The following is a 17779-nucleotide window of genomic DNA, read 5'->3' on the forward strand; positions in this document are numbered from 1 at the left end:
ATTTTTTCATTAGAAATTTATGTTAATATAATTATATTGTTATAAAAATTAAGAATAAAGGAACTAACTAAAGGAAGGACTAGACGAATGAAAAAGCTAACAAAGATTCTTTATCTCGTTATTGCTTTGTTCCTATTTGCTGGATGTGAAGGCAATACAAAAGAAGAATCTATGGCTAATCCTACGCTCAATAACTCGATTACAGAGTCAATTAATGAGGATGAAGCCGAAAATGAGGAAAACACATTAACAAAAGAATCAGATTCAGATGATGCAAATAGCCTCTCGGCAGAAGAAGCTAGTAAGTCAGAAACCGATAGTAGCAACGCTGTTATTGAGGATGAAGATCCACTTGCCAATTATTCTAGTCAACAAGTTGAATATGCTAGAGTTTGGCGGCAGCTTGGACCAAATCAAAATATAGATGAATTGGTTGTTACACATATTTCGGCCGGAACACCACTTGATCCTGATCATGACATTACGGTTAACTACCCAGAAGATGTTATCCGCCTAACAGGTTCTCGGTTAGTTGATGGGATCGTAACATATAGTGGGAATGGAGATGGCACAATCAATGTGTACGAGGTTCCGATACGTTGGTATGGCGGGATGCCTCCTCCAGAGGATTTAGATAAAGAAAAAGTTCTGGAAGATATGGAAGATATTATTCACAATACGGAGCTAGTATACGTTGACCCAGGTGATAACGAAGAAATCATTAAATTAATACAGTTGTTGGAGATTGATTAGTAAGCGAAGTAAAGAAAAATACATAATTCTGGCTGAATCCAAGAGGGTTCAGCTTTTTTATGTTAACTTTCTAATTATGGGCATAAAATAATCAAAAAGCCGAGCCCCTATTAGGATTCTCGGCAGTTGTAAAAAAATTGCAAAAGCTAAAATTATCTTAATCAAGAAAATTGATATAATGAACGAAGCTAAGCACATTGGCAGCAGCATATTATTGGTGCATACTGTTGTTTTCCTGCTGTTGTCACTTTCATTTTATTCGTATCCGGATAGTTCTCCCAAGCAATGCTTGCGGTTTGTTCTGTTTGTTCTTGACGCAATTTCATTAACTGAAAAACTTCAAAATGATTAAGCATGACGGAATCCTCCTTTATTAAATCAAATTTATTTGATATTTATATCAAAAAAAATCGATATACAAGTTAAAAATTTTTCAACAGGTCGGTTTGAAAACACAACAAAGCTCTGAAGACAATAGATGGTTAAGTTCCTTCTGATTGAGCTGATAATAGCTCCATGTACCCTTTGTTTCTTTAATTAAAAGGTTGGCATCTAGTAAAATTTTTAAATGGTAGGATAGCTTTGATTGTGACATATCCATTAGAGGCGCAAGGTCACAGACACACATAGCTCCTTTTTGCGTTAAGATATTCATGATTTTTAGTCTTTTTTTATCCGCAATGGCTTTGAATTTTCCTTCATATTTTTCAAAAAAACTGTCCATGGAAATATCTTGAACCTTGATTTCTGTTGTCATAATTACACCTCACAATTTAATCGGGTTTGCTTGATACCATTATATTATCCTTCCATATTTATTGTGTCAATATTTAATCAAAAAAATTTGATTAAATATTGCGTTAGGGAATATTCATGATTATAATATGTATATAAATCAAAATTATTTGATTTATATAGGAAATACAAAAAAGTTGATGAAGGAGATGGAGAGTATGAAGTGTATGAAGAATTTTTTCAGTAACATTGGTAATGAGGAAAATAAACCAGCAAGTTGCTGTGGAGTGGAGGTTAAAGAGATTAACGATAATCAAGAAGACACTTGTTGCAGTTCATCTACTAGCGAATGTTGTTTATAAGCTTATCCGATAAATATAATTCCGTTATGTGTAGGAAGGAAAAATAGATATGCCCTATCAGCGAACAAATTTTTCCTAGTTTTCTTTGAAACATCGCGACGAATCCTATTGGATCTCGTCTTTTTTTTATTTGTGGACGCTCTTTTACTAAATGGAAAAAGCGGAGATGATAGTTAATAGTAAGCAGGAATTTAGAATATATCACAAAAATGTTTTAATTATGATAAAATTCATTTAAACATAATTAGTAAAAATAGGATAAATCAAATCCCCCAGATTTATCCGTTAAATGAATGGAGGAAACTTTATGTACAGTCCAATTTAACTCTCCCCCACAGATAATTTCACATTTATACAAAATTTGGGGGATATACAATGAAATGGAATCGAAATTTCTCTTTCCTATTGTTTGGTCAAGCGCTAGCTAATATAGGAGATGTTTTATATATAGTAGCTGTTATTCAAATGGTCTTTGCCTTAACAGGTTCCGCAACGATTTCCTCGTTCGTGCCGTTTACAATAACAACAGCAATGTTTGTCTCAAGCATACTAACACCTCTATTAATCGGCAAAGTCAAATTAAAATGGTTAATGGCAGGGTCGCAAATCGGAAAAACAATATTGCTTATTATTTTAGGATTTATGCTTGTTGGAGTAACAAAAGAAAATTACTATTTCATCTTTATCTTTATCGGATGGATTGCCCTTTTTGATGGTGTTGCAAACCCAATTAGACAAACATTAATCCCGTATTATGTTCAACCAGAACATTTATTGCAAGCTAATGGGATAGCGGAAACAGTTACGCAAACCATCCAAGCTGGAATGTGGTTTTTCGGCAGCTTGTTCTTAATTATTCTTACTTCCCAACAGCTTATTTGGGTAGTAGGATTTTTGTTTGTTGTATCTTGCAGCTTCCTCTGCCTTTTAGAAAATGTTAGCCAGCAAATGGATTCGTCCTTGGGAAAAATAGAACAGATTAAATCAGGCTGGCAAATATTAGCAAACATTGCAGTATTAAAGAGGATTGCCTTGTTGGACTTTTTCGAAACAATTGCAGGAACGGTATGGATAGCAGCTATTTTATTAGTTTTTGTCAATGATGCTCTACATGCAGAGGAAAATTGGTGGGGATTTATAAATGGCGCCTTCTTTTTTGGGTTAATTGTTGGAAGTATTTATTGCATAAAGTATTCCGCCAGTATTGAAAAGAAATTAGGTCGTTTTATTTTTCTTGGGTCAATCGGTAGCGCGTTTATTACGATATGGTTTAGTTTGAATAGTATTCCAATTATCGCCTTACTACTATCTTTTTTCGTAGGATTTTTTAGCCAAATAAAAAGCATTCCACAACAAACCATCATCCAGACTAGCGTCTCCAAAGAACAGTTGGCAACTGTCTATTCTTTACTTGGTGCAGTTGGAACCAGTGTCTTTGGCATCGGATCACTTAGTATCGGTGCACTTGCAGACTTACTTGGAATTAGAATCGTTTTTGTCATTTCCGGATTATTACTTGCACTTGGAAGTCTACTAGTTTATAAAAATAAGCATCTATTTAACGGAACAAACAGGAAAAATTCCCCGTCCTACTATTAAGGCGGGGTTTAAATAGCCCTCGTTATGCTAAACTTGGAGTATAAATATCAGAAAAAGCGATAATAGGGGAGGATTACTATGTTAGGAGCTATTGAGGCTGGAGGTACAAAATTTGTTTGTGCTGTCGGGGACCATTTAGGAAATATTATCGATCGCGTACAAATCCCGACAACTGTACCAGAGGAAACGATGAAGCAAGTAATAAGCTTCTTTCGAAAATATGAACTAGACGCAATCGGAATTGGTTCATTTGGTCCGATTGATGTGAACTTGGATAGCCCTACCTATGGATACATTACTTCTACACCGAAGGAAGGCTGGAAAAACTATCCGTTTGTTCAAACAATAAAAGCGGCATTTTCTATCCCTGTAGGGTTTAATACGGATGTAAATGCTGCTGCATTAGGAGAAGTAACACTAGGAGCTGCTCGTGGCTTGGACAGCTGTCTTTACATTACGATAGGTACAGGAATTGGCGCTGGGGCAATTGTCCAAGGTAATTTACTTCAAGGACTATCCCATCCGGAAATGGGACATGTGTTGGTTCGCCGTCATTCGAGTGATACGTATAAAGGGAACTGTCCGTATCATCATGATTGCTTAGAAGGTTTAGCAGCTGGACCAGCAATTGAAGAACGTTGGGGCAAAAAAGGAATAGAGCTTTCAGACCAAATCGAGGTTTGGGATTTAGAAGGCTATTATATTGCACAAGCATTAATGCAATATATATTAATTGTTTCCCCAAAAAAAATTATTCTTGGCGGTGGAGTTGCTAAGCAGAAACAAGTATTTTCCTATATTTATAAGCATTTAACCGAATTGGTAAATGCGTACGTAGTTTTACCAGAGCTTTCCGAGTATATTGTAAGTCCTGGCTTAGGGGATAATGCAGGAATTACTGGCTCGCTTTTACTTGCCCAGCAAGCGCTAGAAAATGGATAATAATAATTGAATAGGAATAAATTGTCGTTCCTGCAGGCTATCAAAAGGTTCAGGAAATGTAAAAAGGGGCTAGTCTCCAAGGGGGAATCCCTGTGAGTCTAGCCTTTTTCTTATTATGACTACGACTGACCACTAGTCCATTTTAAACGATTGGAGTAAAAGTCAATTTTCGTAGACGAGTTCCTTCATTAACTCTCGATTTCTCGCTTCGAAAATATCATTATGAGAGGACACCATGGCGATACTTTCGGCTGCTGGTTCCGTATAGGTTTTAGCAGCATTCACCGCATTTACCGCATCCTGGAAGGCACCTGCTAACAGATTAATTTTTCCATCATAGCTTAAAATATCTCCAGCAGCAAAAATTCCTTTTTCCGTTGTTAAGCCTGTTGCCGTTCCTTGATAGAAATAACCATCCTTCTTTTCAATGTGTAATGATGGTGCAAATCCAAGGGAAGCATCTTGATTATACCCATGGTTCACGATAACGTGATCTACCTCTTGAAGTGTTACTTCCTCTGTTTTACTATTTAGTAATTGTACCTTTTCGATTTTCCTTTTCTCCGGATTGGCTATTAGCTTAGTTATCGTAGTATTGGATAACAATGATGCATTACTATTCCGTAATTGATCTACTTGTGCTTCGTGTGCAGAAAGGACATCTTTTCGATAAACCAATAGGATCTTTCTAGCAATTGGTAATAGCTCAACTGCCCAGTCAATCGCAGTATTGCCGCCACCGGATATTAATACTACTTTATCTTTAAACGATCGCAAGGATGGAACAGTGTAATGAAGGTTTGTCATTTCGAATTTTTCAGCACCCTCAACTTTCAGTTTTTGTGGGTTAACGATTCCACCACCATTGGCCATGATAACAGCTTTCGAATAATGTTCCTCCCCGGTATCCGTTCGAATAACAAAATGTCCATTTTTGTTTTTATCAATGACATCTACTTTTGTATTCAAGCATACGGCTGGATGGAAGGTTAATGCTTGTTGTACGAGCTGTTTTGTGAAGCTATCTCCTAATATTGGCGGTTGTCCACCAACGTCCCAAATCATTTTTTCAGGATAGAGCAATACTTTACCACCTAATTGTGGTTGGTATTCGATAATTTTCGTTTTCATCTTGCGCAAACCACTGTAAAAGGCCGCATATAAACCAGCTGGACCACCACCGATAATCGTTACATCGAAAAGTTCCTTCATCATTAATTTCCCCGTTTCATGAAATGATAGCAAAAAATAAGAAAATTCTTCTGTTGACAAAGATTATTCCTATACTTAATATAATGATTATAAACGATATTGATAATCATTCTCAACTAGAAACTGAAAAATATAATCCATTTTTTAAAGTGAGGGATATAGACATTGCGTTTACAGGTGAAAGATATTCGTGTTGGCTATGAAGAACAAACGATCATACACGACATGAGCATTCAAATTCCAGATGGAAAAATAACCACCATTATTGGCTCCAATGGCTGTGGTAAATCGACTTTATTAAAAGCGATTACAAGAATAATCTCCCATCAAAGCGGAAAAATCATTCTCGATGGTAAAGATATTCGGTTGATGAATACAAAGGAGCTTGCTAGGCAATTGGCGATACTGCCCCAAAGTCCAGAGAGTGTGAATGGATTGCTAGTGGAAGAGCTTGTGTCCTATGGTCGTTATCCTTATCAACGAGGATTTGGTAATTTATCGAAAAAAGATAAAGATGTGATTGATTGGGCACTTCAAGTCACGCGTACCGATTTATTTCGTTATAAGCCTGTCGATGCATTGTCTGGCGGACAGCGTCAACGGGTTTGGATTGCAATGGCGCTGGCACAAGAAACGGATATTATTTTTTTAGATGAACCTACTACTTATTTAGATATGGCTCACCAATTGGAAGTGTTGGAGCTTTTGCAACGATTAAATAAAGAAGAGGGCAGGACTATCGTAATGGTTTTACATGATTTGAATCATGCGGCACGCTTTTCAGACTATATGATTGCGCTAGCAAATGGATATTTAACCTGTGCGGGGAGCCCAGTGCAAGTGATGAATAAGGAAGTATTAGAGAAAGTATTTTCTATTGATGCAGTAATCGGAAAGGATCCAAATACAAATAAACCGATATGTATGACCTATAACTTAATTAAGGGGGAGAGAAAAGGTGAAAAAATCGTTAATTATTAGTTTTAGTTTGTTACTTCTATTAATGCTTGCAGCATGTGACAATAAAGCAAGCAATGTTTCTAGCGGAGGATCGAAGGATAATGAAATGATTACATACGAGTCAGAAACAGGTCCAGTGGAAGTACCAGCAAATCCAAAGCGAGTTGTCGTGCTTTCTTCGTATGCTGGCGATTTAATCAAGCTTGGTGTAAATATAGTTGGTGTTGATTCCTGGTCAGCGGCCAACCCGAATTTTGCTGCTGCATTAAAGGATGCCCAAGTAGTTACGAATGAAGATTTAGAGAAAATTATTGAGTTGGAGCCAGATTTAATTATCGGGCTAAATAATATATCCAACGCAGATAAGTTACAGGAAATAGCGCCAACAGTATTATTTACCTATGGCAAAAACGACTATTTACAACAGCATATTGAAATTGGGAAAGTGGTAAATAAAGAAAAAGAAGCAAATGCATGGGTGGAAGATTTTAAAACACGTGCTGCAGACTTAGGTGCAAAAATTAAAGAGAAAATTGGCGAAGATGCTACTGTTACCGTTATTGAAAACTATGAAAAGCAATTCTACCTTTTTGGTGACAACTGGGGAAGAGGAACAGAAATTTTATATCAAGCAATGGGATTAAAAATGCCGGCAGCAGTATCGAAAGTAGCATTAGAACCTGGTTATTTTGCCATTTCACAGGAAGTATTAGGGGATTATACAGGTGATTATGTCATATTAAGCTTAACGACTGATCAGGACACTTCGTTTTTAGACGCTGATTGGTATAAAGAAATAGAAGCAGTGAAAAATGGACATTTATTTGAAGCAGACGCAAAAGCCTTTTATTTCAATGATGCGATGTCATTGGATTATCAGTTGAACTTTTTTGAAGAAAAATTTTTAGGTGAAAATTAAATTGGAAGAGGAAGCAAAAAAATGGGAATCTTTCGTTCGGTACCCTTTTCTATAAAAATAATAGTAGGCATTCTTATTTCCATAATTTCGATGGTAATCGCTATCTATTATGGGGCAGCAAATACGAGTCTGCAGGATATTGCAGATGCGATATTTTCGTATCCCGGTGGCGAACACTATGCAGTGCTGCGTGAAATTCGCTTTCCAAGAGTAATTGCTGCCTTTTTTGTCGGTAGTGCTTTAGCTGTTGCAGGTGCAATTATGCAAGGAGTAACACGGAATCCATTAGCAGACCCAGGATTATTAGGTCTTTCCGCTGGTGCCAATGCAGCACTGGCGGTTGTTATGGCCATCCTTCCCTCGGTATCTTATTATGGTATTATGGTCGCATGCTTTATTGGCGCGGGAATTGGCATGATTCTCGTATATAGTATCGGCGCTTCGACTAAAGGTGGACTTTCGCCGTTAAAGCTTGTTTTGGCTGGTGCAGCGGTTACTGCCTTTTTACAAGCGATTGCCGATGGAGTGGGCATTCTTTTTAAAATTTCGAAGGATGTGTCGATGTGGACGGCAGGTGGCTTGATGGGAACAACTTGGCAGGCATTAGTAATTGTTCCAGTCATTGTATTCGGATTAGTGGGAAGTATCGCTATTAGTCGCCAGCTAACCATACTAAGCTTGAACGAGGAAATTTCGATTGGACTCGGTCAAAAAACGACTGTTGTGAAAAGCGTCATGATGTTTTTAGTAATTATTCTTGCGGGTTCTGCTGTTGCCCTTGTTGGCAATCTAGCTTTTGTTGGATTAATGATTCCGCATATGGTACGCGCATTTGTCGGTTCGGATTATCGCTACATTATTCCGATGAGTATTATTGTAGGTGGGACATTTATGGTACTAGCGGATTTATGTGGAAGGATCATCAATGCGCCATTTGAAACACCAGTTGTTGCATTAGTATCTTTGATCGGTTTGCCGTTCTTCTTAATCATGGTACGAAAAGGAGGACGACATTTTGCGTGAGTATAAAAGCAAAAATGTAATCAAGTGGTTAGCTATTTTATTAGTGTTATTTATTGTTGTTTTTGTAGCTGGAATTTCAATAGGAAGTGGTTCGTTAACAGTTGACCGGATTATTCCTACCTTATTGGGCTATGGCAGCTTTAAAGAAGACTTTATTTTGTTTACGGTTCGATTACCACGTATATTAATTTTAGCATTAGCAGGGATGGCATTAGCTGTATCTGGTACCATTCTCCAAAGCGTCACTAGAAATGATTTAGCGGAGCCTGGAATAATCGGTATTAATGCAGGAGCAGGAGTAGGAATCACGATTTTTTATTTATTTGCGAAAGCAGATATTATGAATTTTGCTTATGTAATGCCATTAGTAGGATTTGCCGGGGCACTGGCTACAGCTAGTTGCATTTATCTATTTTCCTATGAAAAAGGGAAAGGAATCCACCCAGTTCGACTTGTGTTAGTAGGTGTTGGATTTGCTTTTGCATTATCTGGTGTCATGATGATCTTGATTTCCTCTGCAGAGCGGAGTGAGGTTGATTTTATTGCCCAATGGCTAGCAGGTAATGTTTGGGGAACCGATTGGCCGTTCATTTTTGCATTTTTACCATGGATTATTATTTTATTTCCAATTGTATTTTTCAAAGCAAATGTCTTAAATCTACTAGCGTTAAATGAGCCAACCGCAATAGGACTTGGTATCCATTTAAAACAAGAACGCTTAAAGCTGCTATGTATTGCTGTCGCATTAGCGGCTGCCGCAGTATCGGTAACTGGAGGAATAGCATTTATCGGCTTAATGACACCTCATATTGCGAAAAGGCTAGTCGGACCTAGACATCAGTTTTTTCTACCAATTGCAACCTTAACCGGAGCAACTCTCCTAATGTTCGCTGATACGATTGGCCGCTCTGTCCTAGAAACAGCAACTATCCCAGCAGGAATTGTCGTTGCTTTAATCGGTGCACCGTATTTTTTGTATTTGTTGAAATCGGTGATTTAATCTATTGGCTACGTATCGAGAAGATAAAATTAGATACATTCTTCAAAAGCTTCCCCTTTTGGAGAACGATAATGAAAGAAGAAACGTTTTGTCTACACTCTTTTTTCTTTAAAAATCGAATGATGTAACTAGTGTATTGGAAAAAAAGGGTGGACGCTTTTCGTGGGCGGGGCGGAGGCGCTTCCCACGCTACGCTTAGTCCAGGGTCTCGACTGTCCCGCTTTTCCCGCAGGAGCGACAGTGAGGAGAAAGCACACCGCCAGCCCCCGGAAAGCAAGTGCCCGGAGCGGAAATCAACGGAATTTAAACGCAATGCACCGAGAGGGCTCTCACTGCCTTTTGTCGACAGCCTGAATGTTTTTGTAAACGTGATGATACGTAAAGTTTCATCACGTTTTTTATTTAGTAATCTTATTCATTACCTATTGCTGACGCAATAGCAAGAACCATTACTTGGCTACTACTATAATCCAGTTAAATAGCTAGCCTAGTGCGAATAAATACACCCCTTAAATGGGGTGTATTTATTTTTCTAATTACTATGATTCGTTATTATCCTTAATATCATTTTGCAATAATTCAATCTCTAATGTCCATTTATCTTTTGTACTAAGAAGTATCTGTCTAACAAATGGTGAAAAGGAATCTCCGTTATTTGATAGTTCACCATCTAACTGCTCTAGTGATTGTTTCAGCTTTTCTATAACTTCTTTTTTTTGTTCAACTGATATATATTCATAAAGTTTTCTCATTCTATTAATTTCTCCCCTTTAATTAATTTCTTACATACTATTCAAGGTTATTCTACCATGTTTTTTTATTAATTTTTTTGAGAAAATAGACTCATAATTAATACTTCAATATCTAAATTTTATTTTACTTTCTTGAATTTTTTAAAAAGCAGTTTAGAAAAATTTTATAAAATGAACAATAAAAAAATAAGGGTGATACCCTTATATTTTTATCCATTTAACAAACTTTTAATAAACTTTCCCAACTACAAACTAATTGATTTAATTCTCTTTCTAAAAAGGTAAGCATCTCATCTAAATAATCAAGGTACATATCCAATTCTGACAATTCTGACAATTAACTCACCTCAAACTTAATTATATATTAATACTATCGGAAGACGATGATTTTCCGAAAGGATTTTATCTTAGACGTATGAACGGTTTGTTGTGGCTAAGAGGATACGTTTGTGATCATTTACATGTGTGGAACCCAGAGGATCATTTTATTTTTATGAAAGAGTATATATAGCAACAGCCTAAACCAATGCATCCTTTTGTAATATGAATACATAAATGGGGATTATAGGTAAAAAGTACTATATCAGGTGAAAAATATTTGATAATAGTTACATTAAAAATTAGGAAATTTTCTGTTGGAAATTCTTCTAACTACTGGGAGGAATATGTCACAACTTGTTCTATTGCTCGATATAATAATTAGCTTTATAATACGAATAGGACTATTTACATGTGTCTTTTGTACTGTTAGTATTCAGTTTAATATTAATGATAAAGGCAAAATCATTGAAAGATGATGGCGCAAAACTAGAGGGGCTAATGTTTGAAAAACGATGCCAGCCAGTTACCGATTGTGACAGTGGTGAAAGTTAATCGGCAACGATTAACTTTTTTTCGTGAGAAAGGGCGAATCCTCTTGAAAAAACCAATTGAGAACCTTGAAGAGCTTAAAAGAAACTTATATTTATATGCTACCCCACTACTCGTGTTTGCTTTAATTATAAATAATTTATTTGATAAAAGTTTACCAATGAGCTTCTATTTAAATTGCATACTAATTATATATTTTTCCATTTGCTGGGTGATGATGTACAAACGATTCCTCTTTCGGTTTATTGAACTATCCAATCTATTCTTGATCAGTATTTTTCAAATAAATCTATTTTGGGAATCGGTTCAATTAATTATTCTGGGAGATAATACTAAGCTTGGTGATTTTGTCGTATGGATGCCGCTGTATGTCATTTATACATACTTAAGTTTAGGTAGAAAAAAAGGTGTTCTATTTTCGCTTGGTATTTTTCTTATCATGTTTTCTATTGGTAGCTATCACGTTAAACAATACAACTTGCTTACTATGGATTCCTTCATCCAATTTTATTTGGCACATCTTGTTTATATATTAGCTTTTTATTATTCTCAATTTGCTTTTGGAATGCTAGCAGAATTCAGTTCTATTAAAACAAAGGCATATATTGATTCGCTAACGGAAATTCCAAATCGGAGAAAGTTGGGCTTGAATTTTGAAAGCCTATTGAAAAGTGCATTATTAAACAACCATGAAATATCGGTAATTTTTGCTGATCTCGATAATTTTAAAAAAGTGAATGATCAATTTGGTCATGATGTTGGAGATGTCGTATTGAAGGAATTTACCAACCTCATTCGCAATAATTTATCTGAGCAGGAATTTTTTGGACGTTGGGGCGGAGAAGAATTTATGATTATTTCTCCGATATCCTTACAGCAAGCAATGAAATTAGCAGAACTGCTGCGGAATAGTATTGAACAGCATCACTTTGCAATGGTGAAAAATGTGACAGCAAGTTTTGGTGTTGCGAGTTACCAGCCGGGAGATTCAAAGGAAAGCTTAATTAAGCGAGCGGACATTGCTTTGTATCAATCGAAAAAATATGGAAAAAATCAAGTGAATGTTTATGGTTCCTATGAAGCGTAAACATTACAGGATATTCTGATATAAAATGCTAGGTTGAGAGAGTATGCCTAGCATTTTTTTGAAGGAGTTTATGAGGTTTTAATGAAAAAATTTTTGAAATTTTCCTGTTAAAATTCTACAATGGAAGAAGATATAAAAAAATGCTAATTGTTAGGTGTGAGGGGACAAATATTGGAGTTAATAATTATTCGACATGGCCAGTCAGAGGCAGATATATTAAACGTTCATGAAGGGAGAGCAGATTTTCCGTTAACTAGCTTAGGAGAATTACAGGCTAGAAAAATGGCGAAATATGTAGCAAAAAATATACAACCGGAAATTATTATCTCCAGTCCATTAAAACGAGCGAAACAGACGGCAGAGATATTACAAACCTATACAAAGTGTGAACTACTTTTGGAGCCGAATTTAATGGAGTTTAATAATGGAGTACTTGCAGGGTTATCAAGAGAAGAAGCAGCACACATGTATCCGCTACCGAAAAGTGGTAGACCAATCTATGTGCCGATTAAAAACGGGGAATCTGAATTAGAATTCCGTTATCGAGCAGACTATGTATTTCACAAAATAATTACAGAGTACAATATGTACAACAGAGTAGCGATTGTTTCGCATGGAGGGCTAATTTCAAATTTATTGCAAACGTTTTTAGATTTACCTGTAGCTAGTAAAGTGGCTTTTGCGACAGGTGATACTGGTTTTCATTATTTAGCAATGACGGAGAATTCAAGAATAATAAAATTCCTCAATATGCAAGCACATCTGCAGGTTGAATCTATAAGATGACGAAAGAATCAGCATAAATTGCTGAGACAAAGCTATATTTTTTAGAGGGGAGGAATATAGATGAAAGCAAAATGGTGGTTACTATTAATTAGTGGTTTAATACTATTCGTTTTATCTGCATGTGAAGATAAAGAGGTACAGCCCGATGAAGTATTTGCAAAGTATATTGAGCAATGGAATAAACAAAACTTTGCCGAGATGTATCCAATGCTTTCAGATAGTGCAAAGGAAATTGTATCTGAAGAAGATTTTACGAGTAGATATGAAAAAATCTACAATGACTTAGGGGTTAGCGACTTAAAGGTAGAATTTGAAAGGCCGAAGGAGCTAGAAGTAAAAGACGAAACGAGCTTTACTTTTCCATTTACCGTATCAATGAATACAATCGCAGGACCAATTGAGTTTTCGCACGAGGCAGAATTAGTCAAAGTCGAGGCAGAAGAAGAGGAAACCAATTGGTTGATTAATTGGGATACGGAATTTATTTTTGAAGGATTACAGCCAGAGGATAAGATTGGGATTGAGACGGTAAAATCTACTCGTGGGGAAATTTTAGATCGTAACGGAAAGGGACTTGCTATTAACGGGGAAGTAAATGAGGTTGGACTCGTACCAGAAAAAATTACAAATGAAAAAGAAGCAAAGGAAAAACTTTCTACTTTGCTAGCAATGTCTGTTGAAGAAATTGATTCGAAATTAAATGCCAGCTGGGTACAGCCGAATTATTTTGTCCCGCTAAAGAAATTTTCTAAAGAAGACGTGGAGCTAGAAAATAAATTATTGGAAATTCCAGGTGTGCAAATCAATACAGCGAATGCCCGGGTTTATCCGTTGAAAGAAGCAGCAGCCCACTTAATTGGCTATGTAGGTGAAGTAACAGCAGAGGACCTTGAGAAAAATCAAGGCTATGTAACAGGAGATGTTATAGGAAAAAGAGGTTTAGAGCAATTACTGGAAAGTAGGCTAAAGGGAGAGAATGGAGTAAAAATTACCATTGAAAAACCAGATGGAACGACAGCAACATTAGCAGAAAAGCCAGTGAAAAATGGCGAATCGGTTCAATTAACAATTGATTCTGTGCTGCAGCAAACAATGTTGAACAAATATGATGGTGCAGCAGGTACTGGAGTTGCAATTAATCCAACAACAGGAGAAACATTAGCAATTGTAAGTAGCCCTTCTTTTGACCCTAATCAATATGTTTTTGGAATGGGAGGAGAGCAGCAAAGCAAGCTAGAAGAAAATCCTCTGCAGCCATTGCTCAATCGATTTGCCTATCCACAAACACCTGGATCAGTTATGAAGCCATTTACAGCAATAGTCGGACTAGAAACAGGTACAATTACACCGGATTTAGCAAGAGACATTAAGACGAAACAATGGCAAAAGGATGATTCTTGGGGTGGCTACAAAATAACGAGAGTAACCGATCCTGGAAAACCGGTGAATTTAAAGGATGCCCTCGTATTTTCGGATAATATTTATTTTGCCCAAACCGCATTGGAAATCGGCGCAGATAAATTTATTCAAGGATTGAAAAACTTTGGATTTGCCGAGGAAATTCCGTATACGTATCCATTAGAGCCTTCCAAAATATCAAATGACGGGTCATTAAATGAAGAAATTCTTTTAGCAGACTCTGGCTATGGGCAAGGTGAGGTACAGACTAATATTATTCAATTAGCATCAGGTTATACGGCATTTATTAATGAAGGAAATATGATTAAACCGACATTATTAAAAGAAGAACCTACTTCACAGGTTTGGAAAAAAGAGGTAGTATCGAAGGAATACGCTAATCTCCTAGCAGAGGATTTGCGGGCAGTAATTGCTGAGCCAAATGGAACTGGGCGACTTGCTAACATGACTGAAGTGCCGTTAGCTGGAAAAACAGGCACAGCAGAAATTGCCAAGGCAGCTCAAGGTGAGCAAGGGACAGAGAATGGCTGGTTTGTAGCGTATAATACGGATAATAAAGATTTACTTATTGCGATGATGATGGAAGGGATTCAAGAGCATGGCAGTAAAATAGTCGTACAAAAAGTAAAGGAAATTTTTCAAGAAATGAAGTCATAGTGGAAAATGCCGTGAACAATGTGTAATTCAATGCACATCATTCACGGCTCTCTTTTTTTCCGAGCCTTATTGTACCGGATTTGGTTCATTTGCAGGCGATTGAATTAATAAATTTCGTCTTATCGCGAAAATTAGCTCGGCTAGTAAATAAATCATAACGAATGGTGCCATCCATGGCCATAGAAAATCCACTTTCCCATATATCATCACGAATATCAGATGAAGCCAGTGCAAGCAAGCATAGGAAAGTACCATCCAACAAATTGAAAACGGTAAGCAAATATGTCCATGCAATTGGAATTTTTGTTTAGAATAATCCCAATACTTGCGTCGGAAAAAGGTAAAAAGTAACCATCCACTCACATACTCAATAATGGTAGGAATCACTAGGTATAACATCAGCACAGTTAACAAATGCATATTTGGACTCAACATCAGGAGTAATAGTATCGGTGCAAATCCGTACATTGGCTTGAATGGACCGATGAAGAAATTATCCTTTACAAACTTGCGATTGATAATGTAATTATATGTATTCTCTAAAAGCCAACCTAAGCAAGCGTATATCATAAAAAAGAATAGTAATGAAAATACATTTGTAGAATCTACCCAATTGCTCATAACTTACTCCTTTTATTAAGTTAATAAAAAGCTATTAATAGTTTTCAATAATAAAAAGGAATTTATTCCAAAAGGAATAGAAACTAGAAAAAATAAACAATGACTTCATGTAGTGTAAATAAAAAAGGAGGAGTCGCCAACATATGGTCGGTTTCTCCTTCTCTACAAGAAAAATTATATTTTTTGGATCGAAATAACCTTTCGGATTTTTTGTAACGATTCTTTTCCTTTATCTTTCCGAGCAAGCATTACATTAACGTATATCGCATCAAGGATGCTTAATTGTGCATATCGGGACGATAATGCTTCTGCTCGATATTCAGTTTCCTCCGATACTGTATAGAGCGGTATATCGACAGCCTGACTCAGAGGAGACTTCATATAGCTAGTAATACCGATCGTTTTGACCCCATTTGCTTTTACTACCTTCAGCAGCTCCAATGTATCATTCGTTGACCCGGAATGAGAAATGAAGATCGCTAAGTCATTTTCCTTTAACTGGGAAGCAGACATAAGTTGAATATGGATATCTAAATTTGCGTTTACTGGAATACCCGTACGGATAAACTTATGATAAGCATCCATTGCAATGATTGCGGAACCGCCAACACCGAAAAATTCCACTCGATTCGCCTCGGTTACGGATTGAACGGTTTGATGAAAAGCTTCTCCATGAAAAACTTGCAAAGTATCCTCTAAAGTTTTTATATTTGATCGAAAAACTTTTTCGGTAATCGTTCGATAATCGTCTTCTTCTTTAATATTTTCATGAATATCAGTAATTGGGGTAACAATATCTGCAGCAAGGGCAATTTTAAATGCTTGAAAGCCTTTGAAACCAATTTTTTTGCAAAAACGGAAGATGGTGGATTCGGCAATCTTTAAATCTTCGGCCATTTCGTTAATGGTTGTATGAATAATTTCCTTCGGATTTTCTAAAACAAAGTCGGCAACTATTTTTTCTTTATCGCTTAAAAACGTATAGTGGGTTTTTATTTTCGCTAGACAATACGGATTGTCGGTCGTCAATTACGCCACCTCCGAAAAATTTTTCTATTACTTTTATTTTACAATAGAAAAAATTTTTTTCATAGATTGTATTATGAAATTTTTTTTGTATACTTAAAGTATTGGATGAAAAAAATTTTCACTTGGAGGTTTTATATATGAAAATAGGAATGATTGGTCTTGGGAAGATGGGTTATAATTTATCACTAAATTTACGAGATAATGGTTTTCAAGTGATTGCCTATGATAAGAATGAAGAGGTATTACCGAAGATTGCGAAGGAAGATATTCAAACGGCAGCTTCAATTAAGGAACTTGCAGCAAATTTACCTTCCCCAAAGGTGGTTTGGATTATGGTACCAGCAGGGGAAATTACGGATGCAGTTGTTGAGGAAGTAAGCAGTTATTTAGAAAAAGGTGATTACATAATCGATGGAGGCAATTCTAATTATAAAGACTCGATAAAAAGAGCCGAGGCATTAAAACAAAAAGGGATTTATTTCTACGATTGTGGAACAAGTGGTGGGATGGAAGGTGCCCGTCACGGAGCTTGTACGATGATTGGAGGAGACAAGGAAGCATTTGCCTATATTGAACCAGTTTTTCAAGCAATTACAGTTGAGAGTGGTTATTTATACACTGGAAAATCTGGTAGTGGGCATTTCTTGAAGATGGTTCATAACGGTGTTGAATACGGGATGATGCAATCCATTGCCGAAGGATTTGAGGTTCTCGAAAAAAGTCCTTTTGATTTCTCCTTTAAGGATGTTGCTCGGGTATGGAATAATGGATCGGTTATTCGTTCCTGGTTAATGGAGCTTACCGAAAGTGCCTTTACAAAGGATAATCGATTAGAGAATATGAAGGGGATAATGCAATCCTCGGGTGAAGGAAAATGGACAGTAGAAACTGCGTTAGATTTACAAGCAGCAACTCCAATAATCGCACTTTCATTAATGATGAGATATCGTTCACTTGAAACAGATACATTCTCTGGAAAAGTAGTCGCAGCCCTTCGAAATGAATTTGGTGGGCATAGTGTAGTAGAAAAATAAATACAGCCATTGTTATTAG

The 17779-nt window shown here is 36.5% G+C and carries 17 protein-coding genes, 1 pseudogene and 1 riboswitch; of the genes and pseudogenes, 12 read left to right on the top strand and 6 right to left on the bottom strand.

The genetic code is table 11. From position 1 onward, the window contains the following. The first annotated feature begins 87 nt into the window (after positions 1–87). Complete coding sequence (locus OEV98_RS15840; protein ID WP_263074331.1) at positions 88–753, top strand: hypothetical protein; 666 nt, start codon at positions 88–90, stop codon at positions 751–753. A gap of 188 nt (positions 754–941) precedes the next feature. On the opposite strand, the gene OEV98_RS15845 is transcribed toward OEV98_RS15840, so the two are convergent. Next, on the bottom strand, positions 942–1109 hold the full coding sequence (locus OEV98_RS15845; protein ID WP_263074332.1) for a hypothetical protein: 168 nt from the start codon (positions 1107–1109) through the stop codon (positions 942–944). 77 nt (positions 1110–1186) lie between these two features. Next, positions 1187–1510: an ArsR/SmtB family transcription factor gene (locus OEV98_RS15850; RefSeq protein WP_317633823.1), complete on the bottom strand. Its 324-nt coding sequence runs from the start codon at positions 1508–1510 to the stop codon at positions 1187–1189. A gap of 715 nt (positions 1511–2225) precedes the next feature. Between OEV98_RS15850 and OEV98_RS15855 the strand changes: the two genes are divergently transcribed. Both OEV98_RS15855 and OEV98_RS15860 read left to right on the top strand, forming a co-directional pair. Next, a complete protein-coding gene (locus tag OEV98_RS15855; RefSeq protein ID WP_263074333.1) occupies positions 2226–3449 on the top strand; it encodes an MFS transporter in 1224 nt (407 codons plus the stop codon). A 78-nt stretch (positions 3450–3527) separates the two neighbouring features. Next, on the top strand, positions 3528–4391 hold the full coding sequence (locus OEV98_RS15860) for an ROK family protein (RefSeq protein ID WP_263074334.1): 864 nt from the start codon (positions 3528–3530) through the stop codon (positions 4389–4391). Between the two features lie 162 nt (positions 4392–4553). On the opposite strand, the gene OEV98_RS15865 is transcribed toward OEV98_RS15860, so the two are convergent. After that, positions 4554–5603: an NAD(P)/FAD-dependent oxidoreductase gene (locus tag OEV98_RS15865; protein WP_263074335.1), complete on the bottom strand. Its 1050-nt coding sequence runs from the start codon at positions 5601–5603 to the stop codon at positions 4554–4556. A 165-nt stretch (positions 5604–5768) separates the two neighbouring features. Here OEV98_RS15865 and OEV98_RS15870 point away from each other — a divergent pair, with 165 nt between their 5' ends. The 4 genes from OEV98_RS15870 to OEV98_RS15885 are packed head-to-tail and all read left to right on the top strand — an operon-like array spanning position 5769 to position 9505. Continuing rightward, complete coding sequence (locus OEV98_RS15870; protein ID WP_263074336.1) at positions 5769–6584, top strand: ABC transporter ATP-binding protein; 816 nt, start codon at positions 5769–5771, stop codon at positions 6582–6584. 22 nt (positions 6585–6606) lie between these two features. Continuing rightward, on the top strand, positions 6607–7482 hold the full coding sequence (locus OEV98_RS15875) for an iron-hydroxamate ABC transporter substrate-binding protein (protein ID WP_263074491.1): 876 nt from the start codon (positions 6607–6609) through the stop codon (positions 7480–7482). A gap of 21 nt (positions 7483–7503) precedes the next feature. Next, positions 7504–8505, top strand: a complete 1002-nt coding sequence (locus tag OEV98_RS15880; RefSeq protein ID WP_263074337.1) for a FecCD family ABC transporter permease — start codon at positions 7504–7506, stop codon at positions 8503–8505. After that, complete coding sequence (locus tag OEV98_RS15885; protein ID WP_263074338.1) at positions 8498–9505, top strand: FecCD family ABC transporter permease; 1008 nt, start codon at positions 8498–8500, stop codon at positions 9503–9505. The genes OEV98_RS15880 and OEV98_RS15885 overlap by 8 nt, the downstream gene beginning before the upstream one ends. A 539-nt stretch (positions 9506–10044) precedes the next feature. Here the strand turns inward: OEV98_RS15885 and OEV98_RS15890 are convergent. After that, positions 10045–10257: a hypothetical protein gene (locus OEV98_RS15890; RefSeq protein WP_263074339.1), complete on the bottom strand. Its 213-nt coding sequence runs from the start codon at positions 10255–10257 to the stop codon at positions 10045–10047. A gap of 367 nt (positions 10258–10624) precedes the next feature. On the opposite strand from OEV98_RS15890, the pseudogene OEV98_RS15895 reads away from it, so the two are divergent. The 4 genes and pseudogenes from OEV98_RS15895 to OEV98_RS15910 all read left to right on the top strand — a co-directional run. After that, a pseudogene (locus OEV98_RS15895) lies at positions 10625–10768 on the top strand (helicase); the annotation flags it as partial. Positions 10769–11023: 255 nt separating this feature from the next. Then, a riboswitch (cyclic di-GMP riboswitch) is annotated at positions 11024–11109 on the top strand. Then, positions 11081–12214 carry a GGDEF domain-containing protein gene (locus tag OEV98_RS15900; RefSeq protein WP_263074340.1) on the top strand — a complete coding sequence of 378 codons (1134 nt, stop codon included), beginning with the start codon at positions 11081–11083 and terminating at the stop codon, positions 12212–12214. It overlaps the preceding riboswitch by 29 nt. Positions 12215–12385: 171 nt before the next feature. Beyond that, on the top strand, positions 12386–13000 hold the full coding sequence (locus tag OEV98_RS15905) for a histidine phosphatase family protein (RefSeq protein WP_263074341.1): 615 nt from the start codon (positions 12386–12388) through the stop codon (positions 12998–13000). 60 nt (positions 13001–13060) lie between these two features. After that, positions 13061–15076 carry a penicillin-binding transpeptidase domain-containing protein gene (locus tag OEV98_RS15910; RefSeq protein ID WP_263074342.1) on the top strand — a complete coding sequence of 672 codons (2016 nt, stop codon included), beginning with the start codon at positions 13061–13063 and terminating at the stop codon, positions 15074–15076. A 66-nt stretch (positions 15077–15142) separates the two neighbouring features. Here the strand turns inward: OEV98_RS15910 and OEV98_RS15915 are convergent, their stop codons facing one another. Next, positions 15143–15697 (bottom strand): putative ABC transporter permease, encoded by a 555-nt coding sequence (locus OEV98_RS15915; protein WP_263074343.1) that lies wholly within the window; start codon positions 15695–15697, stop codon positions 15143–15145. A gap of 174 nt (positions 15698–15871) precedes the next feature. After that, positions 15872–16726: a MurR/RpiR family transcriptional regulator gene (locus OEV98_RS15920; RefSeq protein WP_263074344.1), complete on the bottom strand. Its 855-nt coding sequence runs from the start codon at positions 16724–16726 to the stop codon at positions 15872–15874. Between the two features lie 137 nt (positions 16727–16863). Between OEV98_RS15920 and gnd the strand changes: the two genes are divergently transcribed. Beyond that, the gene (gene gnd, locus OEV98_RS15925; RefSeq protein ID WP_263074345.1) at positions 16864–17760 is read left to right on the top strand and encodes a phosphogluconate dehydrogenase (NAD(+)-dependent, decarboxylating); all 897 of its coding nucleotides are present in this window, start codon (positions 16864–16866) and stop codon (positions 17758–17760) included. Positions 17761–17779: the final 19 nt, after the last annotated feature.

Source organism: Perspicuibacillus lycopersici, from assembly GCF_025660475.1.
Lineage (GTDB): Bacteria > Bacillota > Bacilli > Bacillales > Caldibacillaceae > Perspicuibacillus > Perspicuibacillus lycopersici.

Bases quoted from the DNA above. Each gene is read 5' to 3' on its own strand.
- OEV98_RS15840 (WP_263074331.1), top strand. From the start codon at position 88: ATGAAAAAGCTAACAAAGATTCTTTATCTCGTTATTGCTTTGTTCCTA.
- OEV98_RS15845 (WP_263074332.1), bottom strand. From the start codon at position 1,109: ATGCTTAATCATTTTGAAGTTTTTCAGTTAATGAAATTGCGTCAAGAA.
- OEV98_RS15850 (WP_317633823.1), bottom strand. From the start codon at position 1,510: ATGACAACAGAAATCAAGGTTCAAGATATTTCCATGGACAGTTTTTTT.
- OEV98_RS15855 (WP_263074333.1), top strand. From the start codon at position 2,226: ATGAAATGGAATCGAAATTTCTCTTTCCTATTGTTTGGTCAAGCGCTA.
- OEV98_RS15860 (WP_263074334.1), top strand. From the start codon at position 3,528: ATGTTAGGAGCTATTGAGGCTGGAGGTACAAAATTTGTTTGTGCTGTC.
- OEV98_RS15865 (WP_263074335.1), bottom strand. From the start codon at position 5,603: ATGAAGGAACTTTTCGATGTAACGATTATCGGTGGTGGTCCAGCTGGT.
- OEV98_RS15875 (WP_263074491.1), top strand. From the start codon at position 6,607: ATGCTTGCAGCATGTGACAATAAAGCAAGCAATGTTTCTAGCGGAGGA.
- OEV98_RS15880 (WP_263074337.1), top strand. From the start codon at position 7,504: ATGGGAATCTTTCGTTCGGTACCCTTTTCTATAAAAATAATAGTAGGC.
- OEV98_RS15890 (WP_263074339.1), bottom strand. From the start codon at position 10,257: ATGAGAAAACTTTATGAATATATATCAGTTGAACAAAAAAAAGAAGTT.
- OEV98_RS15910 (WP_263074342.1), top strand. From the start codon at position 13,061: ATGAAAGCAAAATGGTGGTTACTATTAATTAGTGGTTTAATACTATTC.
- OEV98_RS15915 (WP_263074343.1), bottom strand. From the start codon at position 15,697: ATGAGCAATTGGGTAGATTCTACAAATGTATTTTCATTACTATTCTTT.
- gnd (WP_263074345.1), top strand. From the start codon at position 16,864: ATGAAAATAGGAATGATTGGTCTTGGGAAGATGGGTTATAATTTATCA.